Source organism: Thermoleptolyngbya sichuanensis A183 (assembly GCF_013177315.1).
Taxonomy (GTDB): Bacteria; Cyanobacteriota; Cyanobacteriia; order Elainellales; family Elainellaceae; genus Thermoleptolyngbya; species Thermoleptolyngbya sichuanensis.
On sequence record NZ_CP053661.1, the window covers coordinates 2,488,632 to 2,509,693 of the forward strand.

Annotated in this window: 17 protein-coding genes; 10 read left to right on the forward strand and 7 right to left on the reverse strand. The window is 55.7% G+C overall.

All coding sequences use genetic code 11. The annotated features are described in order from the left end of the window. Window positions 1–181: 181 nt before the first annotated feature. The 3 genes from HPC62_RS10420 to lysA all read right to left on the reverse strand — a co-directional run bounded on the left by HPC62_RS10420 (window position 182) and on the right by lysA (window position 3,972). Window positions 182–937, reverse strand: coding sequence for an isoprenyl transferase (locus HPC62_RS10420; protein ID WP_172355431.1), 756 nt, complete (start codon window positions 935–937; stop codon window positions 182–184). Further along, window positions 912–1,856, reverse strand: coding sequence for a diadenylate cyclase CdaA (gene cdaA, locus HPC62_RS10425; RefSeq protein WP_172355433.1), 945 nt, complete (start codon window positions 1,854–1,856; stop codon window positions 912–914). The genes HPC62_RS10420 and cdaA overlap by 26 nt, the downstream gene beginning before the upstream one ends. A gap of 691 nt (window positions 1,857–2,547) precedes the next feature. Next, entirely contained in the window at window positions 2,548–3,972 is a 1,425-nt protein-coding gene (gene lysA / locus HPC62_RS10430; RefSeq protein ID WP_172355435.1) for a diaminopimelate decarboxylase, read from the reverse strand. Between the two features lie 135 nt (window positions 3,973–4,107). Here lysA and rimI point away from each other — a divergent pair, with 135 nt between their 5' ends. From rimI to HPC62_RS10450, 4 genes are all read left to right on the forward strand, one after another. Further along, window positions 4,108–4,731 carry a ribosomal protein S18-alanine N-acetyltransferase gene (gene rimI / locus HPC62_RS10435; RefSeq protein ID WP_172355437.1) on the forward strand — a complete coding sequence of 208 codons (624 nt, stop codon included), beginning with the start codon at window positions 4,108–4,110 and terminating at the stop codon, window positions 4,729–4,731. A gap of 180 nt (window positions 4,732–4,911) precedes the next feature. Continuing rightward, window positions 4,912–7,383, forward strand: a complete 2,472-nt coding sequence (locus tag HPC62_RS10440; protein WP_172355439.1) for an ATP-dependent Clp protease ATP-binding subunit — start codon at window positions 4,912–4,914, stop codon at window positions 7,381–7,383. Between the two features lie 291 nt (window positions 7,384–7,674). Continuing rightward, window positions 7,675–8,670 carry a ketol-acid reductoisomerase gene (gene ilvC, locus HPC62_RS10445; RefSeq protein WP_172355441.1) on the forward strand — a complete coding sequence of 332 codons (996 nt, stop codon included), beginning with the start codon at window positions 7,675–7,677 and terminating at the stop codon, window positions 8,668–8,670. A 275-nt stretch (window positions 8,671–8,945) separates the two neighbouring features. Beyond that, entirely contained in the window at window positions 8,946–10,289 is a 1,344-nt protein-coding gene (locus tag HPC62_RS10450) for a ferredoxin reductase family protein (protein ID WP_172355443.1), read from the forward strand. 266 nt (window positions 10,290–10,555) lie between these two features. Here HPC62_RS10450 and HPC62_RS10455 read toward each other — a convergent pair whose 3' ends face one another. From HPC62_RS10455 to HPC62_RS10465, 3 genes are all read right to left on the reverse strand, one after another. Beyond that, window positions 10,556–11,101 (reverse strand): IS630 family transposase, encoded by a 546-nt coding sequence (locus tag HPC62_RS10455; RefSeq protein WP_172355445.1) that lies wholly within the window; start codon window positions 11,099–11,101, stop codon window positions 10,556–10,558. A gap of 20 nt (window positions 11,102–11,121) precedes the next feature. Beyond that, window positions 11,122–11,565: a helix-turn-helix domain-containing protein gene (locus HPC62_RS10460; protein WP_172354897.1), complete on the reverse strand. Its 444-nt coding sequence runs from the start codon at window positions 11,563–11,565 to the stop codon at window positions 11,122–11,124. A 210-nt stretch (window positions 11,566–11,775) separates the two neighbouring features. Next, window positions 11,776–13,089 (reverse strand): NF041680 family putative transposase, encoded by a 1,314-nt coding sequence (locus tag HPC62_RS10465; RefSeq protein WP_172353244.1) that lies wholly within the window; start codon window positions 13,087–13,089, stop codon window positions 11,776–11,778. A gap of 357 nt (window positions 13,090–13,446) precedes the next feature. Between HPC62_RS10465 and HPC62_RS10470 the strand changes: the two genes are divergently transcribed. Both HPC62_RS10470 and tsaB read left to right on the forward strand, forming a co-directional pair. Continuing rightward, window positions 13,447–14,742, forward strand: a complete 1,296-nt coding sequence (locus HPC62_RS10470) for a serpin family protein (protein ID WP_172355447.1) — start codon at window positions 13,447–13,449, stop codon at window positions 14,740–14,742. A 23-nt stretch (window positions 14,743–14,765) separates the two neighbouring features. Next, window positions 14,766–15,404: a tRNA (adenosine(37)-N6)-threonylcarbamoyltransferase complex dimerization subunit type 1 TsaB gene (gene tsaB / locus HPC62_RS10475; RefSeq protein WP_172355449.1), complete on the forward strand. Its 639-nt coding sequence runs from the start codon at window positions 14,766–14,768 to the stop codon at window positions 15,402–15,404. A gap of 135 nt (window positions 15,405–15,539) precedes the next feature. Here tsaB and HPC62_RS10480 read toward each other — a convergent pair whose 3' ends face one another. Continuing rightward, window positions 15,540–16,352: a WecB/TagA/CpsF family glycosyltransferase gene (locus tag HPC62_RS10480; RefSeq protein WP_172355451.1), complete on the reverse strand. Its 813-nt coding sequence runs from the start codon at window positions 16,350–16,352 to the stop codon at window positions 15,540–15,542. 632 nt (window positions 16,353–16,984) lie between these two features. Here HPC62_RS10480 and crtA point away from each other — a divergent pair. The 4 genes from crtA to HPC62_RS10500 all read left to right on the forward strand — a co-directional run bounded on the left by crtA (window position 16,985) and on the right by HPC62_RS10500 (window position 21,031). Continuing rightward, window positions 16,985–17,899: a cyanoexosortase A gene (gene crtA, locus HPC62_RS10485; protein ID WP_216655349.1), complete on the forward strand. Its 915-nt coding sequence runs from the start codon at window positions 16,985–16,987 to the stop codon at window positions 17,897–17,899. Between the two features lie 22 nt (window positions 17,900–17,921). Beyond that, window positions 17,922–18,626 (forward strand): cyanoexosortase A system-associated protein, encoded by a 705-nt coding sequence (locus HPC62_RS10490; RefSeq protein WP_172355455.1) that lies wholly within the window; start codon window positions 17,922–17,924, stop codon window positions 18,624–18,626. Between the two features lie 92 nt (window positions 18,627–18,718). Further along, window positions 18,719–19,459 carry an HpsJ-like protein, cyanoexosortase A-associated gene (hpsJ-A, locus tag HPC62_RS10495; protein WP_172355457.1) on the forward strand — a complete coding sequence of 247 codons (741 nt, stop codon included), beginning with the start codon at window positions 18,719–18,721 and terminating at the stop codon, window positions 19,457–19,459. Window positions 19,460–19,717: 258 nt separating this feature from the next. Beyond that, a complete protein-coding gene (locus HPC62_RS10500; protein WP_172353244.1) occupies window positions 19,718–21,031 on the forward strand; it encodes an NF041680 family putative transposase in 1,314 nt (437 codons plus the stop codon). Window positions 21,032–21,062: the final 31 nt, after the last annotated feature.

The window sequence follows — 21,062 nt, forward strand, 5'->3', positions numbered from 1 at the left end:
CATTGCAGATCCAGACAAATTGCCCTGAGAAATTGCCCTGAGAAATTGCCCTGAGATAGAGATGGTGGGCATTTGGTTAGCAATTTGTCTCATCAGTGAGTGCGCAATTGAAGCCAGTAGGACAGGTGAACTCAGCAACCGATCGAAAACTAAGCAGCTAAATACTATGCGTATTGTAGGTTTACGAAGAGAGACGACCAAAGCGGCGATCGCGCTGTTGATAGTCCACCAGCGCCCGGTGAAACTCTGCCCGGTCAAAGTCGGGCCACAGCGTGTCGGTAATATAAATCTCGGCGTAGGCCATCTGCCACAGCAAGAAGTTACTGATTCGCATTTCGCCGCTGGTGCGGATCAGCAGGTCAGGATCGACCGTCCCCTGGGTATATAAATGCTGAGAAAACAGCGCCTCGTCAATGTCTTCCGAGTGCAGTTTGCCCTGCTCGACCTGAGTGGCGATCGCCCGACAAGCCTGGACAATCTCCTGCCGCCCGCCATAGTTCGTAGCCACAGAAAACTGAATGCCTTGATTTTGGCTGGTTTCTGCCATCGACCGCTCAATCTCAGCCCGCAGCGACGCAGGCAGCCTCGACAGATCTCCCACAAACCGAATCCGCACCTGTTCTTCCATCATTTCGCGGAGTTCCTGGCGCAGCACCCGCTCAAACAAAGTCATTAAAAAGTCCACCTCTTCCAGTGGACGACCCCAGTTTTCCGTCGAAAAAGCATAGGCTGTCAAGGCTCCGATGCCCCAATCTCGGCAGCAGCGCAGCAGTTCCTTGAGGGTATCAACACCTCGGCGATGACCCATGATGCGCGGCAAGCCCCGCTGTTTGGCCCAGCGACCGTTGCCGTCCATAATCACAGCAACGTGTTTGGGCAGGCGCTCCTGCTGCAAATCTGCGGGCAGGTCTCTAAGAACGGTTGGCTTTGCTGTCATTTTTTCTCCGAGAAGCCGACTTGGAAATGCGAAAGGGAGGGGGCAAAAAGAGCTTGAGCCGATCGATAAACTGGCGACCCAAACTCCGCAACTGAGGGGCGACGGGTTCACGCTCGACCGACTGAGAAAACCGGGCAATGAGCAGTTCTCGCAGCTTGCTGCTCGTCAGGGGACGGTTCAAAATGCCGCCTTCTGCCAGAGAAATTGAACCCGTTTCTTCCGATACCACTATACAGAGGCATTGCTCCACTCGCTCAGTAATTCCCATTGCAGCCCGGTGGCGAGTGCCTAGTTGCCGCGAGGCGCTGCGTTCTGACAGGGGCAAAATTACGCCTGCTGCGGCCAGCCGCGACCCGCGAATCAGCACGGCTCCATCGTGGAGCAGCGTTGAGGTTTGAAAAATAGTTTGCAAGAGTTCCTTTGAAACTTCGGCGTTGAGTTTGACCCCGGGAACCGAAAAATCGCGCTCGTCGATGGGGCGGTTGGTTTCCAAGATCAGCAGTGCGCCCGTGCGATTTTGGGACAGTTCTTTGACTGCATCGACGATTTCATCAATCACGCTGTCAGATTTGGGTACTGCTTCGGTGGCGGGTTTCAGCAGTTGCCAGATTTCGCCGCGCCCAAGCTGCTCCAACAGCCGCCGAAACTCTGCTTGCAGCATAAAGGCCATCGCCACCGCAGATCCAATGACTAGCTTTTCTAGCACAAAGCTGAGCAGTTGCAGGCTCAAGGCTTTGCTGAGCGCCGAAGCCAGCATCAGCACGATTAACCCGCGCACCATCCACAGCGTGCGGCGATCGCCAATAATCACTAGCACCATGTAGGTCAGCATCAGCACCAATACGACATCAATCCCATGCAGCAGCAAGGACTGAGTCCAGCCAGGGTTTGTCAGCCATTGCTTTAGCAAAGATCCCATCAGTTAACTGGTGCTAGGCATTATGCCCCGTGTAAATTGCAGCTATGGCAGGCGCGATCGCACCTGAAAACAGATTTCCTGAAAACAGATTTTAAGAATGGGGTTAGGGACAGGTATTTCCCGAAATCCGTGGCAAACCGCCCAAAAACGTCTCTTCACCACAAGAGATACCGTGAAAACTTCAAACCAGGCGATACGTCTTAACCATCCGTTAAAAAGCTGTCAGGACTTACGCACTTGCGATAAGTTTTCTGGGTTTTGGATGATTTCTGGCGGGCGCAGCCCGCCAGAAATCATCCAACTGCGTAAGTCCTAGCTGTATTACGGAGGACAGAACGCACCCCCCAATTGTAAGAGCGGGAGGCAAGAAGAACCAGTGAGTGACCGATGGGATCGGAAAGCTAGGGGGTTGCCCTTTCCCTGATACACGTCTCTGACGGATGACTCCGGAGATCAGCAAGCCGGAAAAATCTTGCAGTGCACAAACGAGATCACGGCTGGACGGGGAAAGGGCGATCGCCCTTCACGCTGCTCTCGCCAAAACCAGTCTTGTCTTCACCACTCCGGGTCATCAAGTTCAGGTTTCTGGGCTTTAAACGATTTTCGCGGGCACAGCCCACGAAAAATCGTCCAACTGCATCAGTCCTATAAGTTGCCATTGCACAACTTAACTTCTCTTCCCCGGTAGCCCTCAGCCCTCGCGCCGCACCAGTCGCTCTGGCAGGCGATCCTGGCGGATCAAGTCTTCTACCGTTTCGCGCTGCAAGATCAGGCTGGCATCGCCCTGGTTGACCAGCACCGCCGCTGGACGAGGCAATCGGTTGTAGTTGGAGGCCATGCTGTAGTTATATGCGCCCGTACCCATCACCACCAGCACGTCCCCTGGCTCAGTGGGGGGCAGTTTTGCGTCTTTGATGACGATGTCGCCCGATTCGCAGTGCTTTCCGGCGATCGCCACCGATTCTGTCATCGGGGCCGACAGCTTATTAGCCACCACCGCGCGGTAGACCGACTGGTAGGTAATCGGGCGGGGATTGTCGGACATGCCGCCATCGACCGTGACGTAGGTGCGAATGCCAGGAACTGTCTTTTGTCCCCCCACGCGATAGGCCGTAACGCAGGCTGAACCAATGAGCGATCGCCCCGGTTCCGCAATCAGTCGGGGCATCGCCACACCCTGCCGCTGGCAGGCGCGAATAATGCCCTCGCAAATCACCTTCACCCACTCGTCAATGCTGGGCGGATCGTCCGACTCGGTATAGCGGATGCCCAGTCCACCGCCAATATCCAGTTCACTAATCGGCAGTCCATACTGCGCTGCTTTGCTCAGCCATTGCACCATAACGCTGGTCAGATCTTGATGGGCCTGTAGCTCAAAAATTTGCGACCCAATATGCGCGTGTAATCCAACACACAGCAGCGCAGGCTGCTGGCTAACGTAGGCAAACACTTCGTCCAACTGCTCAGGATCGAAGCCAAACTTGCTGTCCAAATGTCCGGTGCGGATGTATTCGTGGGTGTGGCACTCGATGCCGGGGGTCAGGCGCAGCAGAATGCGAATCGGCTGGCCGCCAGCAGTTTCCGAAGTTTCCGAATCAGCCGCCAGAGACACCAGGGTTTTCAATTCCTGCCAATTGTCCACGACAATCGTGCAGCCTGCGCTGACAGCCAGCGACAACTCCTCAACCGACTTATTGTTGCCATGCAGGTAAATCTTGTCGGGCGACACGCCTGCTTTTAGCGCAGTGTAGAGTTCTCCGCCAGAGACGACATCCAGCCCCAACTCTTCGCTATCTACCACTGCACACACGGCCAGACAGTTCCAGGCTTTGGAGGCGTAGATCACCAGCGACTCGCCCGGATAGTATTGACGAAAGGCCTCTCGATATTGACGACAGGCTGTTCGCAGCGTTTCTTCATCTAATATGTACAGCGGCGAACCAAATCTCTCCACCAGCGTTGTCACGTCGCAGCCGCCGATTTCCAGATGGTTCTGTGCGTTGGCGCGGGCAGTCAGCGGCATTAGAACTTGATTCGGTGAAGCAGTCGCAGGGTCTAACGTAGGCAAGTATTGACGACCAGAGTTGTCTAGAGCAGGTGCAGGAGTCGAAACCATCGGGCGGAACTGTCCTTGTCTTTACAGGAGGGTTTGCAGAGGAATGCTAGAGGGAATGCCAATTTTTCTAGTTTACAATTGGCACCTACCCTTCTTGGAGGGATTGAAGATGGATTTTCTGGATCGCAGATAGGCATGGACACGCTATATCTGTCGCTGTTGACACGGGATCAAGTCGATGCCGCCGTGGCGCTGGATCGGCAGTGTTTGGGTGGCCTGTGGACGGAAGACGGTTATTTGAGAGAAATTGACAGCCCAAATAGCACGCTGCTGGCGCTGACCGCTGCGGCAGCGGATGGGGAAACCTCACTCGCTGGGCTGGGCTGTCTGTGGATGATTCTGGACGAGGCGCACATCACGACGCTGGCAGTGCATCCGGCACAGCGGGGGCGGGGGCTGGGGCAACTGCTGCTGACGGCGTTGATGCAGGCAGCGTGGCAACATCAGATGCACTGGGCAACGCTGGAAGTGCGGGCATCAAACAGAGCGGCGATCGCCCTCTATCAAAAATTTGGCTTCACGGATGTCGGCCTGCGGCCCCGCTACTACCAAAACCCCGAAGAGGACGCGCTGATTCTCTGGCGCAGGGGGCTGCAAGAGCCAGACTTCTCAGACACGCTGCGGCAGTGGTGGGGCTGGGTGGGCGATCGCCATCGTCAGCATGGGTGGAACCTGATCCCCGCCCAATCCCCTACCCAAGAAGAAGCAGGCGATCTGGGATTTTCTGCCATCCCTCTTGACATAGGTATCTTTTCCTAGCAAGATCCCCTTCGGAGCAGCAAGCGTGCGATCGCATTCTTCGCTTGCATTCTTTGGTGCGCTCGTTTCGGGATCAGGGTCTTGGCTGGGGTCGGTTGTCTCCGTTGAGCAGCCGGGTGGATTCACTTACCCTATGCTAGAATCAGCAGTACCGGCACGCAGCAGGTGATAGAGACTGCCATGTTTGAACGCTTCACAGAGAAAGCCATTAAGGTGATCATGCTTGCCCAGGAAGAAGCTCGTCGCCTGGGTCATAACTTTGTAGGAACGGAACAGATCCTCCTGGGTCTGATTGGAGAAGGGACCGGTGTCGCCGCCAAAGTGTTGAAGTCGATGGGGGTCAACCTCAAGGACGCTCGGATTGAAGTTGAAAAGATCATCGGTCGCGGGTCGGGCTTTGTGGCGGTCGAGATTCCCTTTACCCCACGAGCCAAGCGAGTTCTAGAACTGTCGCTCGAAGAGGCTCGCCAGCTTGGACACAATTACATCGGTACAGAACACCTCCTTTTGGGGCTGATTCGCGAAGGTGAAGGTGTGGCCGCCCGGGTTCTCGAAAACCTGGGCGTTGATCTCTCTAAGGTTCGCACCCAGGTGATTCGGATGCTGGGTGAAACTGCCGAGGTCACGCCGGGCGGCAGCCAGGGACGCACCAAGACCCCCACGCTGGACGAGTTTGGCTCGAATCTGACTCAGATGGCGGGCGAAGGCAAGCTTGATCCCGTGGTCGGCCGTCAGAAAGAGATTGAGCGCGTGATTCAAATCTTGGGTCGCCGCACGAAGAACAATCCGGTGCTGATTGGAGAGCCGGGAGTCGGCAAGACGGCGATCGCCGAAGGGCTGGCCCAGCGCATCTCCAGCGGCGACGTGCCCGATATTCTCGAAGAGAAGCGTGTGGTGACTCTCGACATCGGCTTGCTGGTGGCGGGCACCAAATATCGCGGTGAGTTTGAGGAACGCCTCAAAAAGATCATGGACGAAATCCGCCAAGCGGGGAACGTCATTCTGGTGATCGACGAAGTTCACACGCTGATCGGCGCAGGCGCAGCAGAAGGGGCGATCGATGCGGCTAATATCCTGAAGCCCGCGCTGGCACGGGGTGAACTCCAGTGTATCGGCGCAACGACGCTGGATGAATACCGCAAGCACATCGAGCGCGATGCGGCTCTGGAGCGCCGCTTCCAGCCCGTGATGGTGGGTGAGCCGTCGGTGCAGGACACGATCGAGATCCTGCGGGGTCTGCGCGATCGCTACGAGCAGCACCACAAGCTGAAGATTTCTGATGCGGCACTGGAGGCTGCTGCTAAGCTGTCTGACCGCTATATCTCAGACCGCTTCCTGCCCGACAAGGCCATCGACCTGATCGACGAAGCGGGCTCCCGCGTCCGCTTGTTCCACTCGCAAATGCCCCCGGCTGCGAAGGAACTGGATAAGGAACTGCGCCAGGTTCAAAAAGAGAAAGACGATGCTGTTCGCAATCAGGACTTTGAGCGGGCAGGCGAATTACGCGATCGTGAGATGGAGCTACGCGCCGAAATTCGCGCCATCGTCCAATCCAAGCAGAGCGAGGCAACGGGCGGCGAAGATTCCCCGGTGGTGACGGAAGAAGATATTGCCCAAATCGTTGCAGCCTGGACAGGCGTTCCAGTCAATAAGCTCACGGAAACCGAATCCGAGAAGCTGCTGCACATGGAAGACACCCTACACAATCGCCTGATTGGTCAGGACGAAGCTGTGAAGGCCGTGTCTCGCGCCATTCGTCGCGCCCGCGTGGGCTTGAAGAACCCCAACCGTCCGATCGCCAGCTTTATCTTCTCTGGCCCTACGGGGGTCGGCAAGACGGAGCTAACCAAGGCTCTGGCGGCCTACTTCTTCGGTTCCGAAGATGCGATGATTCGCCTCGACATGTCGGAATACATGGAGCGGCACACCGTTTCCAAGCTAATCGGGTCGCCTCCCGGCTACGTCGGCTACAACGAAGGGGGCCAGCTTACCGAAGCGGTTCGTCGTCGCCCCTACACCGTGGTGCTGTTCGACGAAATCGAAAAAGCCCACCCCGATGTGTTCAACATGCTGCTGCAAATCCTGGAGGACGGTCGCCTGACCGATGCCAAGGGTCGCACGGTGGATTTCAAGAACACCCTGCTGATCATGACCTCCAATATCGGTTCCAAGGTGATCGAGAAGGGCGGCGGCGGTCTGGGCTTTGACCTGTCTTCGGAAGACATGGCTGAGTCCCAATATAACCGCATCCGTTCTCTGGTAAATGAGGAACTGAAGCAATACTTCCGCCCTGAATTCCTCAACCGTCTGGATGAGATTATTGTCTTCCGTCAGTTGACGAAGGACGAGGTGAAGCGGATTGGTGACATTCTCCTGCGGGAAGTATCGGGTCGCTTGCTGGAGCAGGGCATTACCCTCGAAGTCACCGAGAAGTTCAAAGATCGCCTAGTGGAAGAGGGCTATAACCCCAGCTACGGCGCTCGTCCCCTGCGCCGCGCCATCATGCGCCTGTTGGAAGACTCCCTGGCAGAGGAAATCCTCTCAGGGCGAGTCAAGGATGGTGATGTGGCCGTTGTGGATGTAGGCGAAGACGGACAGGTAAAGGTGCTTCCGGGTGAAAAGCGGGAGTTGCTGCCTCAGTCTGCGGAGTAGCGGTCAATAGCTGTGGCGGTTAATAGCTGTAGCTGTAAGTAGCTATAAATAGCTGTAAATAACTGCTGTTTGCCAGCACTTGTTTGCAAGCACTATCTAAGCACTGTCTTGTGTTGAGGGCTGGGTTGCCGGATGGGTAACCCAGTTTCTTTTTGCGCTGATTCGGGCCATGCCTTTCACCCACTCCCCTCCGTTTGGTAGAATCAAATGCTTGACATTTGCAAGATTTACCGATTTGCAAAGACCAATTTGCAAGACAGATAACCCTCGCTTCACGGAGATTCCTTCCCTATGGCTCGGATGTATTATGATGCAGACGCGAATTTGGACGTTTTGGCTGGCAAAACGATTGCCATTATTGGCTACGGCTCGCAGGGCCATGCCCATGCCCTGAATCTGCGCGACAGCGGGCTGAATGTGGTGGTTGGCTTGTATCCGGGTAGCAAGTCGGCTGCCAAAGCTGAGGCGGAAGGGCTGACCGTGAAGACGGTGAGCGATGCTGCTGCTGCCGCAGATTTCATCATGATCCTGCTGCCGGATGAGGTGATGAAAACGGTCTACAAGAACGAGATCGAAGCGCAACTGACCGCAGGCAAGGTGCTGGCATTTGCCCACGGCTTCAATATTCACTTTGCCCAAATTGTGCCCCCTGCGGATGTGGATGTGGTGATGGTGGCTCCTAAGGGGCCGGGACACTTGGTGCGGCGCACCTATGAGCAGGGTGAGGGCGTTCCGGCGCTGTTTGCGGTGTATCAAGACGCAACGGGCCGGGCACGCGATCGCGCGATGGCCTACGCCAAAGGCATCGGCGGCACCCGCGCAGGCATTTTGGAAACCACCTTCCGTGAAGAAACCGAAACCGACCTGTTTGGCGAACAGGTGGTGCTGTGTGGCGGTCTCAGCGCCTTGATCAAGGCGGGTTTTGAGACGCTGGTGGAGGCGGGCTATCAGCCTGAGTTGGCTTATTTCGAGTGCCTGCATGAAGTGAAGCTGATTGTGGATCTGATCGTGGAAGGCGGTCTGGCAAAGATGCGCGACAGCATCTCCAACACCGCAGAATATGGCGACCTAACTCGCGGCCCGCGCATCGTCACCGACGAAACCCGTGCGGAAATGAAGAAGATCCTGACGGAGATTCAGACGGGACAGTTTGCTCGCGAATTTGTGCTGGAAAACCAGGCTGGCAAACCGGGCTTCACCGCCATGCGCCGCCGCGAGGCCGAGCATCCCATTGAGGAAGTCGGCAAAGATCTGCGGGCCATGTTTAGCTGGCTGAAGAAGGCCTAGCCTGGGGTAATTGCTCTCCAGCGCTGAGGCGAGAGCGGGTTGGAGTTAGGACTTGGAAAGACCTGTTTGGCGCGATCGCCAGACAGGTTTTTTGTTGGGTCAGAGTATTTCTCTCTAGAGGCATAGGGCAGCAGAGGGGCGATCGCCGCCTGAGGTAGAGGAACTCCTGCTTGCAGACAGATTATCTTACGGTTGCGCGGTAACTCCTGACGCATCGGCCTCTATTCAGCCGTTACTCCAGCCTTTACTCAGCCTCTATTCTTGAACCGCTAATCATGAAGACTATCTTGACCCATAGTCCAATTGCGATCGCCATCTTTTGGATCTCCGTCTATCTGGGACTGACGCTTGTTCCGCTGCTGGTGCTGCTGCTCTATCCGCCGATGTCCATTGAAGCGCGGGGCTTCTGGGTTGAGTTTTCGGTGGCGCTGGGATTTGTGGGGCTGGCGATGATGGCGCTGCAATTTGCGCTGACGGCACGGATCAACCGGGTCGAGGCTTCTTACGGGATCGACATTATTCTGCAATTTCACCGCTACATCTCCATCGTGGCGGTGCTGTTTATCCTGGTGCATCCGGCGATTTTGTTTATTAACCAGCCGGAAACCGTGGCTCTGCTCAATTTTCCAGAAGCGCCGTGGCGGGCCCGATTTGCCGTCATGGGGACGCTGGCGCTGGTGGCGCTAATTATCACCTCGATCTGGCGCACGCGACTGAAAATTCCCTACGAGGCGTGGCGCACGCTGCACGGATTGCTGGCGGTGCTGGCGCTGGGGCTGGGGCTGGCGCACGCGATTGGGGTTGGCTATTACCTATCGCTGTTTTGGAAGACGGTGCTGTGGGGGGCGATCGCCCTCGCTGCCCTCTGGCTCTTGGTCTATGTGCGTCTGGTGAAGCCGTGGATGATGTTGAAAAAGCCCTACCTGGTGGAAGCGGTCGAGTCTCAGCGGGGCGATAGCTGGACGCTGGCGCTGCGACCCCACGGCCATAACGGCTTCACCTTCCAGCCGGGCCAGTTTGCCTGGATCACGCTGGACGTATCGCCGTTCCACATGCGCGAGCATCCCTTTTCGATGTCCTCCAGCGGCAGCCAGTCCGACCGTATCGAGTTTACGATCAAGGCGCTGGGCGACTTTACCCGCGAAATTAAGCACGTACCGCCAGGAACGCGGGCTTACCTAGACGGCCCCTATGGCGTGTTCACGAGCGATCGCTATCCAGACACCGCCGGGTTTGTTTTCATTGCTGGGGGCATTGGCATCACGCCGTTTATGAGCATTCTGACCACCCACGCCGAACGCGGCGACGATCGCCCCCATCTGCTGATCTACGCGGGCGATCGCTGGAACGACCTCATCTTCCGCGAGGAGTTGGAAGCCCTGAGGGACAAGCTGGATTTGCAAATCGTCTTCGTTCTCCGCCATCCGCACGAGGGCTGGACCGGGGAATCGGGCTACGTTGATAAAGCCCTGCTAGAACGCTACATTCCCCACTATCGCGGCAGCCGTCAATACTTTATCTGCGCCAGTCCCCGCATGATGGATGCAGTCGAAGCCGGACTCCACCATCTCCAAGTGCCGCCCACGCACATCCACATGGAACACTTCAACCTAGTGTAAATGGCTTTGAGTCATGAACAGAATCATGACATTGCTGGAAGCCCTAAAGAAGCTTGGCAGGCAATCCGAAGATCGCAAATCCAAAATCGCAAATCCAAAATCGCAAATCCAAAGTCGAGAATCGACACATTTCCCTATGCGCTACATCCTGATGCTGCAACTGGTTTCTATCATCACCCTCAACTTGGTGATGGGGTCAGCGCTATTTGCTTGGTTGCAAAGTCGCCCTACCTCCGAGGTGCCAGATGCCACGTCATATCAATTCTCTAAATACCCACTACACATAGAGCATCGACAATCCAATCCCACTGAGTCAGCGATCGCAGCGACTCCGCCGAAAGGCGACAAACCCACTGGCTGATGGCGTGCTGGAGTTGGCAAACATCATCAAAGTGAACCCAAGCTAGCTCCCGCTTGAGTTCCCGCCAGACCCGCTCAATGGGATTGACCTCAGGGCAATAAGGCGGCTGAAACACCAAGATGACATTGTCCGGTATCGTCAGGGTCTGAGCCGTATGGGCTGCGGCATTATCCACCTGAATCAGATGTAAATCATCGGGGAACTGAGCCGCAAAGCTGTGCAAAAACGCCTCAAAACAGGAACTGTCGAGATGAGAAAACTCGACTATCCACGATGCACCGCTCAGCGGTTCCACTAGACCGTACAGCCACCGATACACAAAGTCCCATTGAACTGAACCAATCGGCTGCACCCCAAAGCCCGTCAACTTGCGATGTTGAACCGTCAGCAGTCCGACGCGGCTCTCATCGCTGCACCAATAGCGGATTCGCCCCCCGTAGCGTTGTCTCAAGGCTGGCGGAATCGACTGGCTTATCTGGGCTGCAAGGTTTGCTGAACGGACTCGCACGCCCCAGGAGTCTGCTTCTTTGACACCGGACGGGGCACTTTGAGCTTCGCTTTGAGCCGATAGCGCACCGTCTTATGCACCGTCTTGTAGGGGACGGGTTGACCATGCACCGCTGCGAGCCACTGCTGCACTGCTCCATAACTGCTAAAGCCTTCTGGATCTTGCAGTTCCCGCTCCAAAGATGCCAGGACTTCACCGCTAATCGCTCGCGGTCGTCCACTGCGAGATGCCACCTTCACCAACGCTTCGAGTCCACTCTGTCGATACTGGCTCAGCCAACGAGACACGGTCGTGCGATGGCAACCGCTCAGTTGGGCTAACTGCTCAACGCTCTTCGCTTGTCCGGTTTTTAACCACCACAACACCTGTACTTTACGGCGCTGTGATGACCGTTGCTGTTGTTCCAAGACGGCTTTTAGTTCTTCTGCTGTTTCAGCGATATCGATTTTGAGGACTCCACTCGTGGCGGCTCGCTCTAACGTCTTCTTACATGTAGCAGATCTTCTTTAGTTTGGACTAACTGGCATCACAATAATGCTCAACAGGATGCCATAAAGAATCTGCTCAACCGTTCATAACAGTTGAACTTAAGGAATTGGATACAATCCTGCTCGCAGTTAAGCTGCTGTTGCAACCGGACTGTTCAGGGATTGTTCGGATGTCTTGCGTTTCGAGGCTCGTTTTTTGACCATCGGATAGCAGGGACGAGGAGTTGGCTTGTGCCCCTTGCCTCGTCCTGGCGATTTACCACGAGGTTTAGGCGCAGGAGCAGGGGTGCCAATCGCTGCCAAAATGCCTGCAAACGCTTGTGCGACCCGACCCGGAGTCAACGTTTCTTGCGGTGCCTGCCAGGGCAAGGGGTGGTCAGTACAGTCCTTTCGCGCTAACCACAACTGCCAACTGAGCAACGGCATCAGGCTGCTCCACTGTTCGGTTGCCGATACAGAACTGAACTGGGGATGTGTCCAATATAGCCTCTGCTTGGCAAAGCGATACCAGTGTTCAATGGCAAAGCGACGGAGGTAGTGCAACCACAGGGTTTCTAACGGAGGCATCTGCTCACCCAGCCAAACTAACCACAAAGGAGCCAAGCGTCGCGTGCTGCTCTGTGTCTCCAGCACCTCCACGCGCAACACTTCCATTGCCCGTTTGGGGGATTTGCGGAAATGGTATGCACTCCAACGACTGACCCGCACTCGTCCCCAGTTGGGATCATCGACTTCAACGGTTTCGACCGGGACACTCCAAGTGTCAGGGTCATTGAGTTTCATCTTATGTCCATGCTTGGCAGGTGCGCCTCGCCCTCGATACGCTGGGGGCGCGCCATAGACACATCGATTGGATGTAACCCGCAGCAGCAAGTCTGCCTCAATCCCTGCCGTTTGGTTGACAAAACTGGCATTGCCGTACCCTCGGTCGTAGATCGCCAACGGACGCACCGCTAACTGCCGAGTCACTTGTTTGAGTTGGAATGCCGCTTTACTGGCGGGTGTTTCAAAGCTGGTGATGCGCTCATGCCGCAATGGTAATGCCCAACTGCCCCTGTCTTCAGCAATCCAGGCTAAGGTACTGTAGTTTTGTCCGGCTATCGGGGCATGTCCTGTTCTGCCTGATAAGGTGCGGTCTTTCAAACGCCTGGCAGCAGGACGGTTCCACCGACTCGCATCACCTGCCAACAACGGTTGCTGCTGAGTCGGTATCTGCTGCACCAACAGCTTCAGCACCTTTGATCGGGGTAGGCGGCTATCGCGCAACGCTTCATAGGTGCTCGACCACTGGCGACGAAAGACAGGACTCTGCGATAGCCTCACAAACGACACGATGCACGCACTCACTAACACGGCATCCATCAGATCAAACAGGGCATCTCTGGCGTTTCCCAAGCTGGCATACAACGTTTGGCGAAATTGCTGAAGTTCGTTGAAAATCATGGGGTCAATGTTGGTTGTACTTCATTGACCTTACGGCAGTCGGTGCTTCTCATTGACTGCCTTCCTCTTCACCATTAGTCCAAACTAAAGGATCTTTGGAGATTTGATATAAGTCCTGAACATATCAACACGCAAAGTTTGGGATACTGGGCTGGCTGCGAATTGCTGTTTTCGCAAGCCAGTTTTTTTTGCCCAAACTGCTGCCTACTGCGCCCGCGCTTGGTCAACTGCGACCCGACATCGCGTAGCAAAAACCGAAACCAGCGGAAACTTCGAGGGGGCGGCTGCCATTCTAAAGAAGTGGAAAGTTTTTGCAGCGGAGTGTTCCCATCCGCTGATTTGAAGGAGAATCAAGACATGCGTCGCTCACTGTTGACCATTGGCACCGCGCTGGCGGGCAGCCTGCTCGTTGTTGGGTTGCTGAGTTGTGCTGCGAATCAGTCTCGCGCTGGCGATTCGTCGCCCGTGCCGTCCATCCCGTCGGTGCCCGAATCCCCCATTTCCCAAAACCCTGATGTGACGGAGCAACCCGTGGATGCGCGTTTGGTGGCGGCCAATACCCGCTTTGGCTTCAAGCTGTTTTCGGAAGTAGCGGCCCAGTCGCCGGGTGAAAATGTGCTGATTTCGCCGTCAAGCGTGTCGATCGCCCTGTCGATGGTTTATAACGGGGCCAGCGGCGACACCCAGCGGGCGATCGCCGAAGCGCTCCAGCTTGAAGGGCTGAGCCTGGACGACGTGAATCAGGGCAATGCAGCACTAGAGGCATTGCTGGAAAGTGCCGACCCGAAGGTGAAGCTGGCGATCGCCAATTCCCTCTGGAGCCGGGAAGGAGTAGATTTTCGGCCCGACTTTTTGGCAAAGAATCGCGAGTTCTACAATGCCGAGGTCACCAGTCTGGACTTTTCCCAGCCGAATGCGCCCAGCGTGATTAATGATTGGGTCAGCCGCAGCACCGAAGGCAAAATTCCCACCATCGTCGAGCGGCTCAATCCGGAGGATGTGCTGTTTTTGGTGAATGCCATCTACTTCAAGGGCACTTGGAGTGCGCCCTTTAATCCGTCGATGACCCAGACGCAGCCCTTCTATCTGCCCAATGGCGATCGCCTCAATCATCCGCTGATGTCGCAGTCGGGGCAGTTTGTCTACGCCGAAACCGACCAGTTCCAAGCGGTGAACCTGCCCTACGGCAACCGCCACTTTAGCATGGTCGTGTTTTTGCCCAAGCAGTCCACCAGCCTGGAGGCGTTCCAGCAGACCCTCACTGCCGAAAACTGGCAGACCTGGAATACCCAGTTTCGCCGCCGCGAGGGCATGGTCAAGCTGCCCCGCTTCAACACAGAATTTAGCGTGGGGCTGAACGACGCGCTCAAATCGCTGGGCATGGCGATCGCCTTCGACCCAGACCAGGCCGACTTTTCCGCTATGATCGACGCGCAGGCCTTCATCAACCGCGTACAGCACAAGACCTTCATCGAGGTCAACGAGCAGGGCACCGAAGCCGCAGGCAGCACGGGCATCAGCATCGGGGTTACCTCCGCTCCCATCGACCCACCCTTCCAGATGGTGGTCGATCGCCCCTTCTTCTACGCTATCCAGGATAATCAGACAGGCAGCATCCTGTTTATGGGTACTGTCGTGAACCCTGGCAGCTAAAGTTAGCTGGTCTATAAACCCCCATGCCCACCGCCCTCGCCCTCCACACCAGCAGTCCGAATCTGGGTCTGGCGCTCAGCAACTTTGTCGATGTGCAGCGCCAGCAGACCTGGGATTTGGGGCGGGCCCTGTCTACGCATCTGCACGACTGCCTGATGGCGTTTTTGCCGCCGCAGACCTGGGCAGATCTGGACTTTCTGGCGGTGGCGCGGGGGCCGGGTGGCTTCACGGGGACGCGCATCGGCATGGTCACGGCACGAACGCTGGCGCAGCAGTTGGAGATTCCGCTATTTGCCATTTCCTCGCTGGCGGCCGTCGCCCATGCCGCCGCTGCTCAGATGCCTGACGATTCTACAGATTCTACAATCGACCTGGCAGTGCAGCTATCCGCCCAGCGCGGCGAAGTGTTTGGTGCAATTTACCGCAGCCAGCCGCAGACCCGCCAACTCGTCCCCGTGTGTCCTGATGCCGTGCTGACGGAAACGGACTGGCGATCGCTCCTCGACTCTTGGACCTTTCCCTGGCAGCCCATCGACGCAAATGGCGATCGCGCCCACACCGCCGCTGACTTGCTCGCCCTGGCCTATGCAGACTGGCAAAGGGGCGATCGCCCCCACTGGTCGTCCGCGCTGCCTTTTTACGGACAGCATCCGGTGAAATAGAGGCAAAAGTCAGCACAGCGCAGAGCGCAGCAGAGGCACAAAGCGCAAAAGCACAAAAAAGGGAGTGTCGCAGCTTAGCTCCCGCACTCCCTCTCCTCGTTTTCGCTGGATTCAGCAATTCTATAAACCTGGAACCTATTCAGCCGCCAGAGCCTCGCGGGGCGTGCCGTAGTCGATGCGGTCGAGGTCGCTGGAGCTATTCCGGAGCGGGTTGGTGTAAACATTCAGCTTTTGCAGCAGCACCAGCCAAAAAAACAGCGGATCTTCGACCAGGTAGCGCCGCCATAGCCGCTTGGGTTCGGCCGTGAGGCGATAGAGCCATTCCAGCCCTGCCTCACTGATCCACTTGGGCGATCGCTTAACGTTTCCTGCCTCAAAGTCGATCGTTGCCCCAATAGCCAGGAAGATTTTGACATTGGGCAGTTGGTCTTTGTACTTGTGAATGAATAGCTCCTGCTTCGGTGCGCCAACCCCTACAGCCAGAACCGTTGCGCCCGACTCTCGAATCATTTCCAGGATGCGATCGCACTCGGCTTCGTCCTTTTCAAACCCGAAGGACGGCGAATGGGTCGCCACGACGATTTCCCGCCCAACTTTTGCGTTAATCCGCTGCTGAGCCGCTGCTGCAACGCCCTCCTTGGCCCCCAGCAGGAAAATGCGAATGTCTGGATTGTCCTTGTGATACTCGTAAAAAGCGGGAAACAGGTCAGACCCTGAAATTTTTTCGCGAATGGGTGACCCCAGGAAGCGAGAGACGTACATTAAGATCTTGCTATCGCAAACCCGGTAGTCCGCGTCATTGTAGACCTTAAAGAAGGACGAATCTCTTTGCAGTTTGACCAAGTGATCCACATTGGGAGTATAAACAACGCCGCTGGTTAGCCTCTCTAGTAGTTCCTGCATTGACAGGTTGTCAATTTGCACGTTCAGAATCTTAACGCTGTCCATCCAGCACGCTCCATTCCTGAGGTCTTTTGCTCGATAGTCATCCGAAATTCAAACCAGGCGGCTTGTTCGCAGACTCAATGACCATCTATATTCGGTGATAACATTCGCAAAACCCGGATAAACAGAGGGAGATTACGTACGAGTTTCCGCCCTCTGAGGGGGTGGACTGCGGCTCTTTTGCCTTGATATTGTATGGGTTTTGTGTGGTTTTAATGAGTTAAATACTTTGCCTGAATAAATCACCCGCACGGCGAGGGATTCATCAACCAACAAAAAGGACTGAAAGCACTGTCCTGATGGGTTTTCAGGCTATAGAAATGGATAATCTTTTGCAGCGAAAGCACAAATCCGATCTGCGACCTCATTGCCCCCGGTGACCGTATTTTTCACCAGTCCGTTCGGTTTGTGTACTCATCCTCCTCACTTTTGCGATCGCCCGATAGGGAAATTTAGGCCCATTGAATGAGATTTTTCCCGCCTATGGATTGCGCGCATTGCCGCAAAATATTGCGTCTGTTAGGAAGCGATCGCACCTGGGCACACTAGCGTTGTACGGTTCAAAGTTTGAATGCGAACCCTCGCACAACAGATTTGAACCTCTTCTAACAGTTTGTATGAAAACGTTTTCGTCTTTGAACTTCAGATCAGTCACTGAATTTCGGTTCTGGCTGGTGGCGATCGCCGCTGGGCTGGCTGCAATTCACCTGACGCTGGTTTGGCGGGCTGATAACGTCGATTTGCTGGGCAGCAGCATTCTGTTTTTTGCGGCGCTGACCTCGCTGTTGGGCGATCGCCAGCATACACTGCGCTTTGATAGCAGCATTCTCGCAAGCGTGCTTGGGGCCATGCTGATTGCGTTCGTGCTGTTGCGGAGTTTGGCGACTCCGGGTGAGGCGTTTTTGCTGCTAGCTCCGCTCACGGCTGGTTTAGGATTAGCCCTCCTATCCTCTGGTTTTCGCGGGTTGGGGCAATATCGACAAGAACTGTTGCTGCTGTTTTGTCTGGGTGCGCCCAAGGTGTTTATTCCGCCGCTGTTTGACCCGACGCTGTGGACGGCGAAATTTTCGACGGCATTGCTTTGGTATGGCGGGTTTGAAGTAGTTCGCGATGGAGTCAATATTCACCTGCCCACCGGGTCAGTTGAGGTCTATCCTGGCTGTTCTGGCATTGAGGGCATCACTTACCTGCTGTCGCTAGCGGGTTTGTTTGTGGTGATGTTCCCTCTGAACTGGCTGCGTCGCGGATTGGCAGTTGTGCTGGCGGTGTTGATCGCTTTTGTAGTCAACGGGGTGCGGGTGTCTTTGATGGCGTATCTGGTCGCGTCTTCTCAGCCGGAGGCGTTTGAATACTGGCACGAAGGCACCGGGTCGCTCATCTTTTCCATGATTGCCGTGCTGATTTTTGGCGGCGTGTGCTGGCTGCTGCTGCGCTGGCAGGAGGTAGCAGAGCGCTGGATTGCCCTGGCAGAGGTCAGTGATGATCCGGCGGAAGAGGAACTGTTTCTGGATGATCCGCTTGATGATCCGCTGGAATGGCAAGAGCCATAGTCCCTTTTGTGATAGCACGTTCATGACTGCAAATTTATCTGCAAACTCAACCGAAAGTCCGGTTGTGAAATATGTCCGGCTGCCGCTACTGGCGCTGACCCTAGGGGGCGTGGTGCTGGTGCTGGGGCGCTTGCTCCTGTTTCCCGCGACTGATGGGCAGACGAAGGCCGAATTTGACTTCCCGGAGCAGGTGCCCCTTCCTGGCTGGCAGGCCCAGTCGGCAACAGCGCTGCCAATTCCCGAAAAGGCCCAGGCGGAAATGGTGTCGGGCAAACGCTATAGCTATAGGCAGGGCGATCGCGCTCTTGCCGTCGAGATCCGATACCTGGTCAACACCGATCCCAGCGTCCGCAATTTACTGCTGAAGTACGGCAAGTCAACGCCGACGGTTGCCTTCCCCACTACGATTCAGCAAGACGAATCGGGCGGATTCTACAGCATCTACGCCGACGAAACCCACGCCCATCTCACCAGTTGCATCAATCCTCGTGGCTCTAGCACCGTCACCGAGGCGCAGTTTATGCAAAACCGCTACGTCCTCGACTTGCGCCCAGAGCGGGCCCTGCCCGTCCTGCTGGGTCGAGAGACGCTGCGAGATGGGCGCTGTCTGTGGACGGTGATGTCTGCCCCACTCCAAAACACCCCGGCGGATCAGGTCTATCCGCAGCTCAAAGCCGCCTGGACAGACTGGCAGGCGTGGTGGCAACCCAAGTTTCCGACTCCCTAAGTTTCCCGTTTCCTGAAGCCTGCGAGACGCTTCTTGGCTCCCTTGTTCTCACCCCATTTCACTCGGTTATTGACATACTCGGAGGATATCCCATGACTCAAGCCCAACCCGAATCTCCCACTCCCTCTCCCGCAAGCAAGCCCTTTTCCCCAGTGCTGCTGCGTTGGGCCGGGTATGGACTGTTGGTTCTAACGACGCTTGACCTGTTCACGATTCTGTTCCCGCCCCGATTCACCAATCCCATCTGGGAGTTTGAAACAATGGGTGCAATCGTAGAGCGAGTTCCCGTTCCACTGCTAGCAGCAGCGCTAATTTTTTTCGGGGAAATGCAGTTTCGCAGTAAGTGGGAACGTCCCGTTTTGAAGTTCCTCTCTTGGGTATCGATGCTGTTTGGTATTTTCCTGCTGCTTCTGGTTCCGCTGGGCGTGACGAATACGCTACGGCTGAATAGCCAGAGCATGGATTTGATCAGTAACCAATTTAGCCAGCAGCTTGAGCAGGTGGCTGCTTTCGAGAAGCAAATCAATGATGCCAGCGCAGAGCAAATCAAGGGCTTTTTGGAGAGCCAGGGCGTAACGCTGGAGGGCGATGCGGCCAGAGCGCCGAAGGAGCAAATGCTGAGCCAGTTGTCTCAATTCAAGGAGCGGATGCAGGAGCAGGTTGAAATTGAGAAGGCAAGCCGCCGCAATCGCCTGATGGAAAGCTCTGCCAAGTGGAATCTGAGCGCACTAATTTCGGGCTTCTTGTTTATCTATATCTGGCACCTCACGCGCTGGGCCCGCAGCGCCAAGAAAAAGCGCAGCAAAGCTTCTAAGACGCAGCCCGCAGCATAGGTGCTGACACTTTATATTGAGCTAAATATTGAGCTAAATGTTTAGCTAAGTATTTGATGCAGCTTTGAATCCTGGATAAGAGTAAGAAGCGCTCTTATCCAGGATTTTTTAGCGCAACAAATTGCCTACAAGCCGCGCCATACGGATTGTAAAGTCGTAGGTATTTCTCTTTAGTTTGGACTAATGGTGAAGAGGAAGGCAGTCAATGAGAAGCACCGACTGCCGTAAGGTCAATGAAGTACAACCAACATTGACCCCATGATTTTCAACGAACTTCAGCAATTTCGCCAAACGTTGTATGCCAGCTTGGGAAACGCCAGAGATGCCCTGTTTGATCTGATGGATGCCGTGTTAGTGAGTGCGTGCATCGTGTCGTTTGTGAGGCTATCGCAGAGTCCTGTCTTTCGTCGCCAGTGGTCGAGCACCTATGAAGCGTTGCGCGATAGCCGCCTACCCCGATCAAAGGTGCTGAAGCTGTTGGTGCAGCAGATACCGACTCAGCAGCAACCGTTGTTGGCAGGTGATGCGAGTCGGTGGAACCGTCCTGCTGCCAGGCGTTTGAAAGACCGCACCTTATCAGGCAGAACAGGACATGCCCCGATAGCCGGACAAAACTACAGTACCTTAGCCTGGATTGCTGAAGACAGGGGCAGTTGGGCATTACCATTGCGGCATGAGCGCATCACCAGCTTTGAAACACCCGCCAGTAAAGCGGCATTCCAACTCAAACAAGTGACTCGGCAGTTAGCGGTGCGTCCGTTGGCGATCTACGACCGAGGGTACGGCAATGCCAGTTTTGTCAACCAAACGGCAGGGATTGAGGCAGACTTGCTGCTGCGGGTTACATCCAATCGATGTGTCTATGGCGCGCCCCCAGCGTATCGAGGGCGAGGCGCACCTGCCAAGCATGGACATAAGATGAAACTCAATGACCCTGACACTTGGAGTGTCCCGGTCGAAACCGTTGAAGTCGATGATCCCAACTGGGGACGAGTGCGGGTCAGTCGTTGGAGTGCATACCATTTCCGCAAATCCCCCAAACGGGCAATGGAAGTGTTGCGCGTGGAGGTGCTGGAGACACAGAGCAGCACGCGACGCTTGGCTCCTTTGTGGTTAGTTTGGCTGGGTGAGCAGATGCCTCCGTTAGAAACCCTGTGGTTGCACTACCTCCGTCGCTTTGCCATTGAACACTGGTATCGCTTTGCCAAGCAGAGGCTATATTGGACACATCCCCAGTTCAGTTCTGTATCGGCAACCGAACAGTGGAGCAGCCTGATGCCGTTGCTCAGTTGGCAGTTGTGGTTAGCGCGAAAGGACTGTACTGACCACCCCTTGCCCTGGCAGGCACCGCAAGAAACGTTGACTCCGGGTCGGGTCGCACAAGCGTTTGCAGGCATTTTGGCAGCGATTGGCACCCCTGCTCCTGCGCCTAAACCTCGTGGTAAATCGCCAGGACGAGGCAAGGGGCACAAGCCAACTCCTCGTCCCTGCTATCCGATGGTCAAAAAACGAGCCTCGAAACGCAAGACATCCGAACAATCCCTGAACAGTCCGGTTGCAACAGCAGCTTAACTGCGAGCAGGATTGTATCCAATTCCTTAAG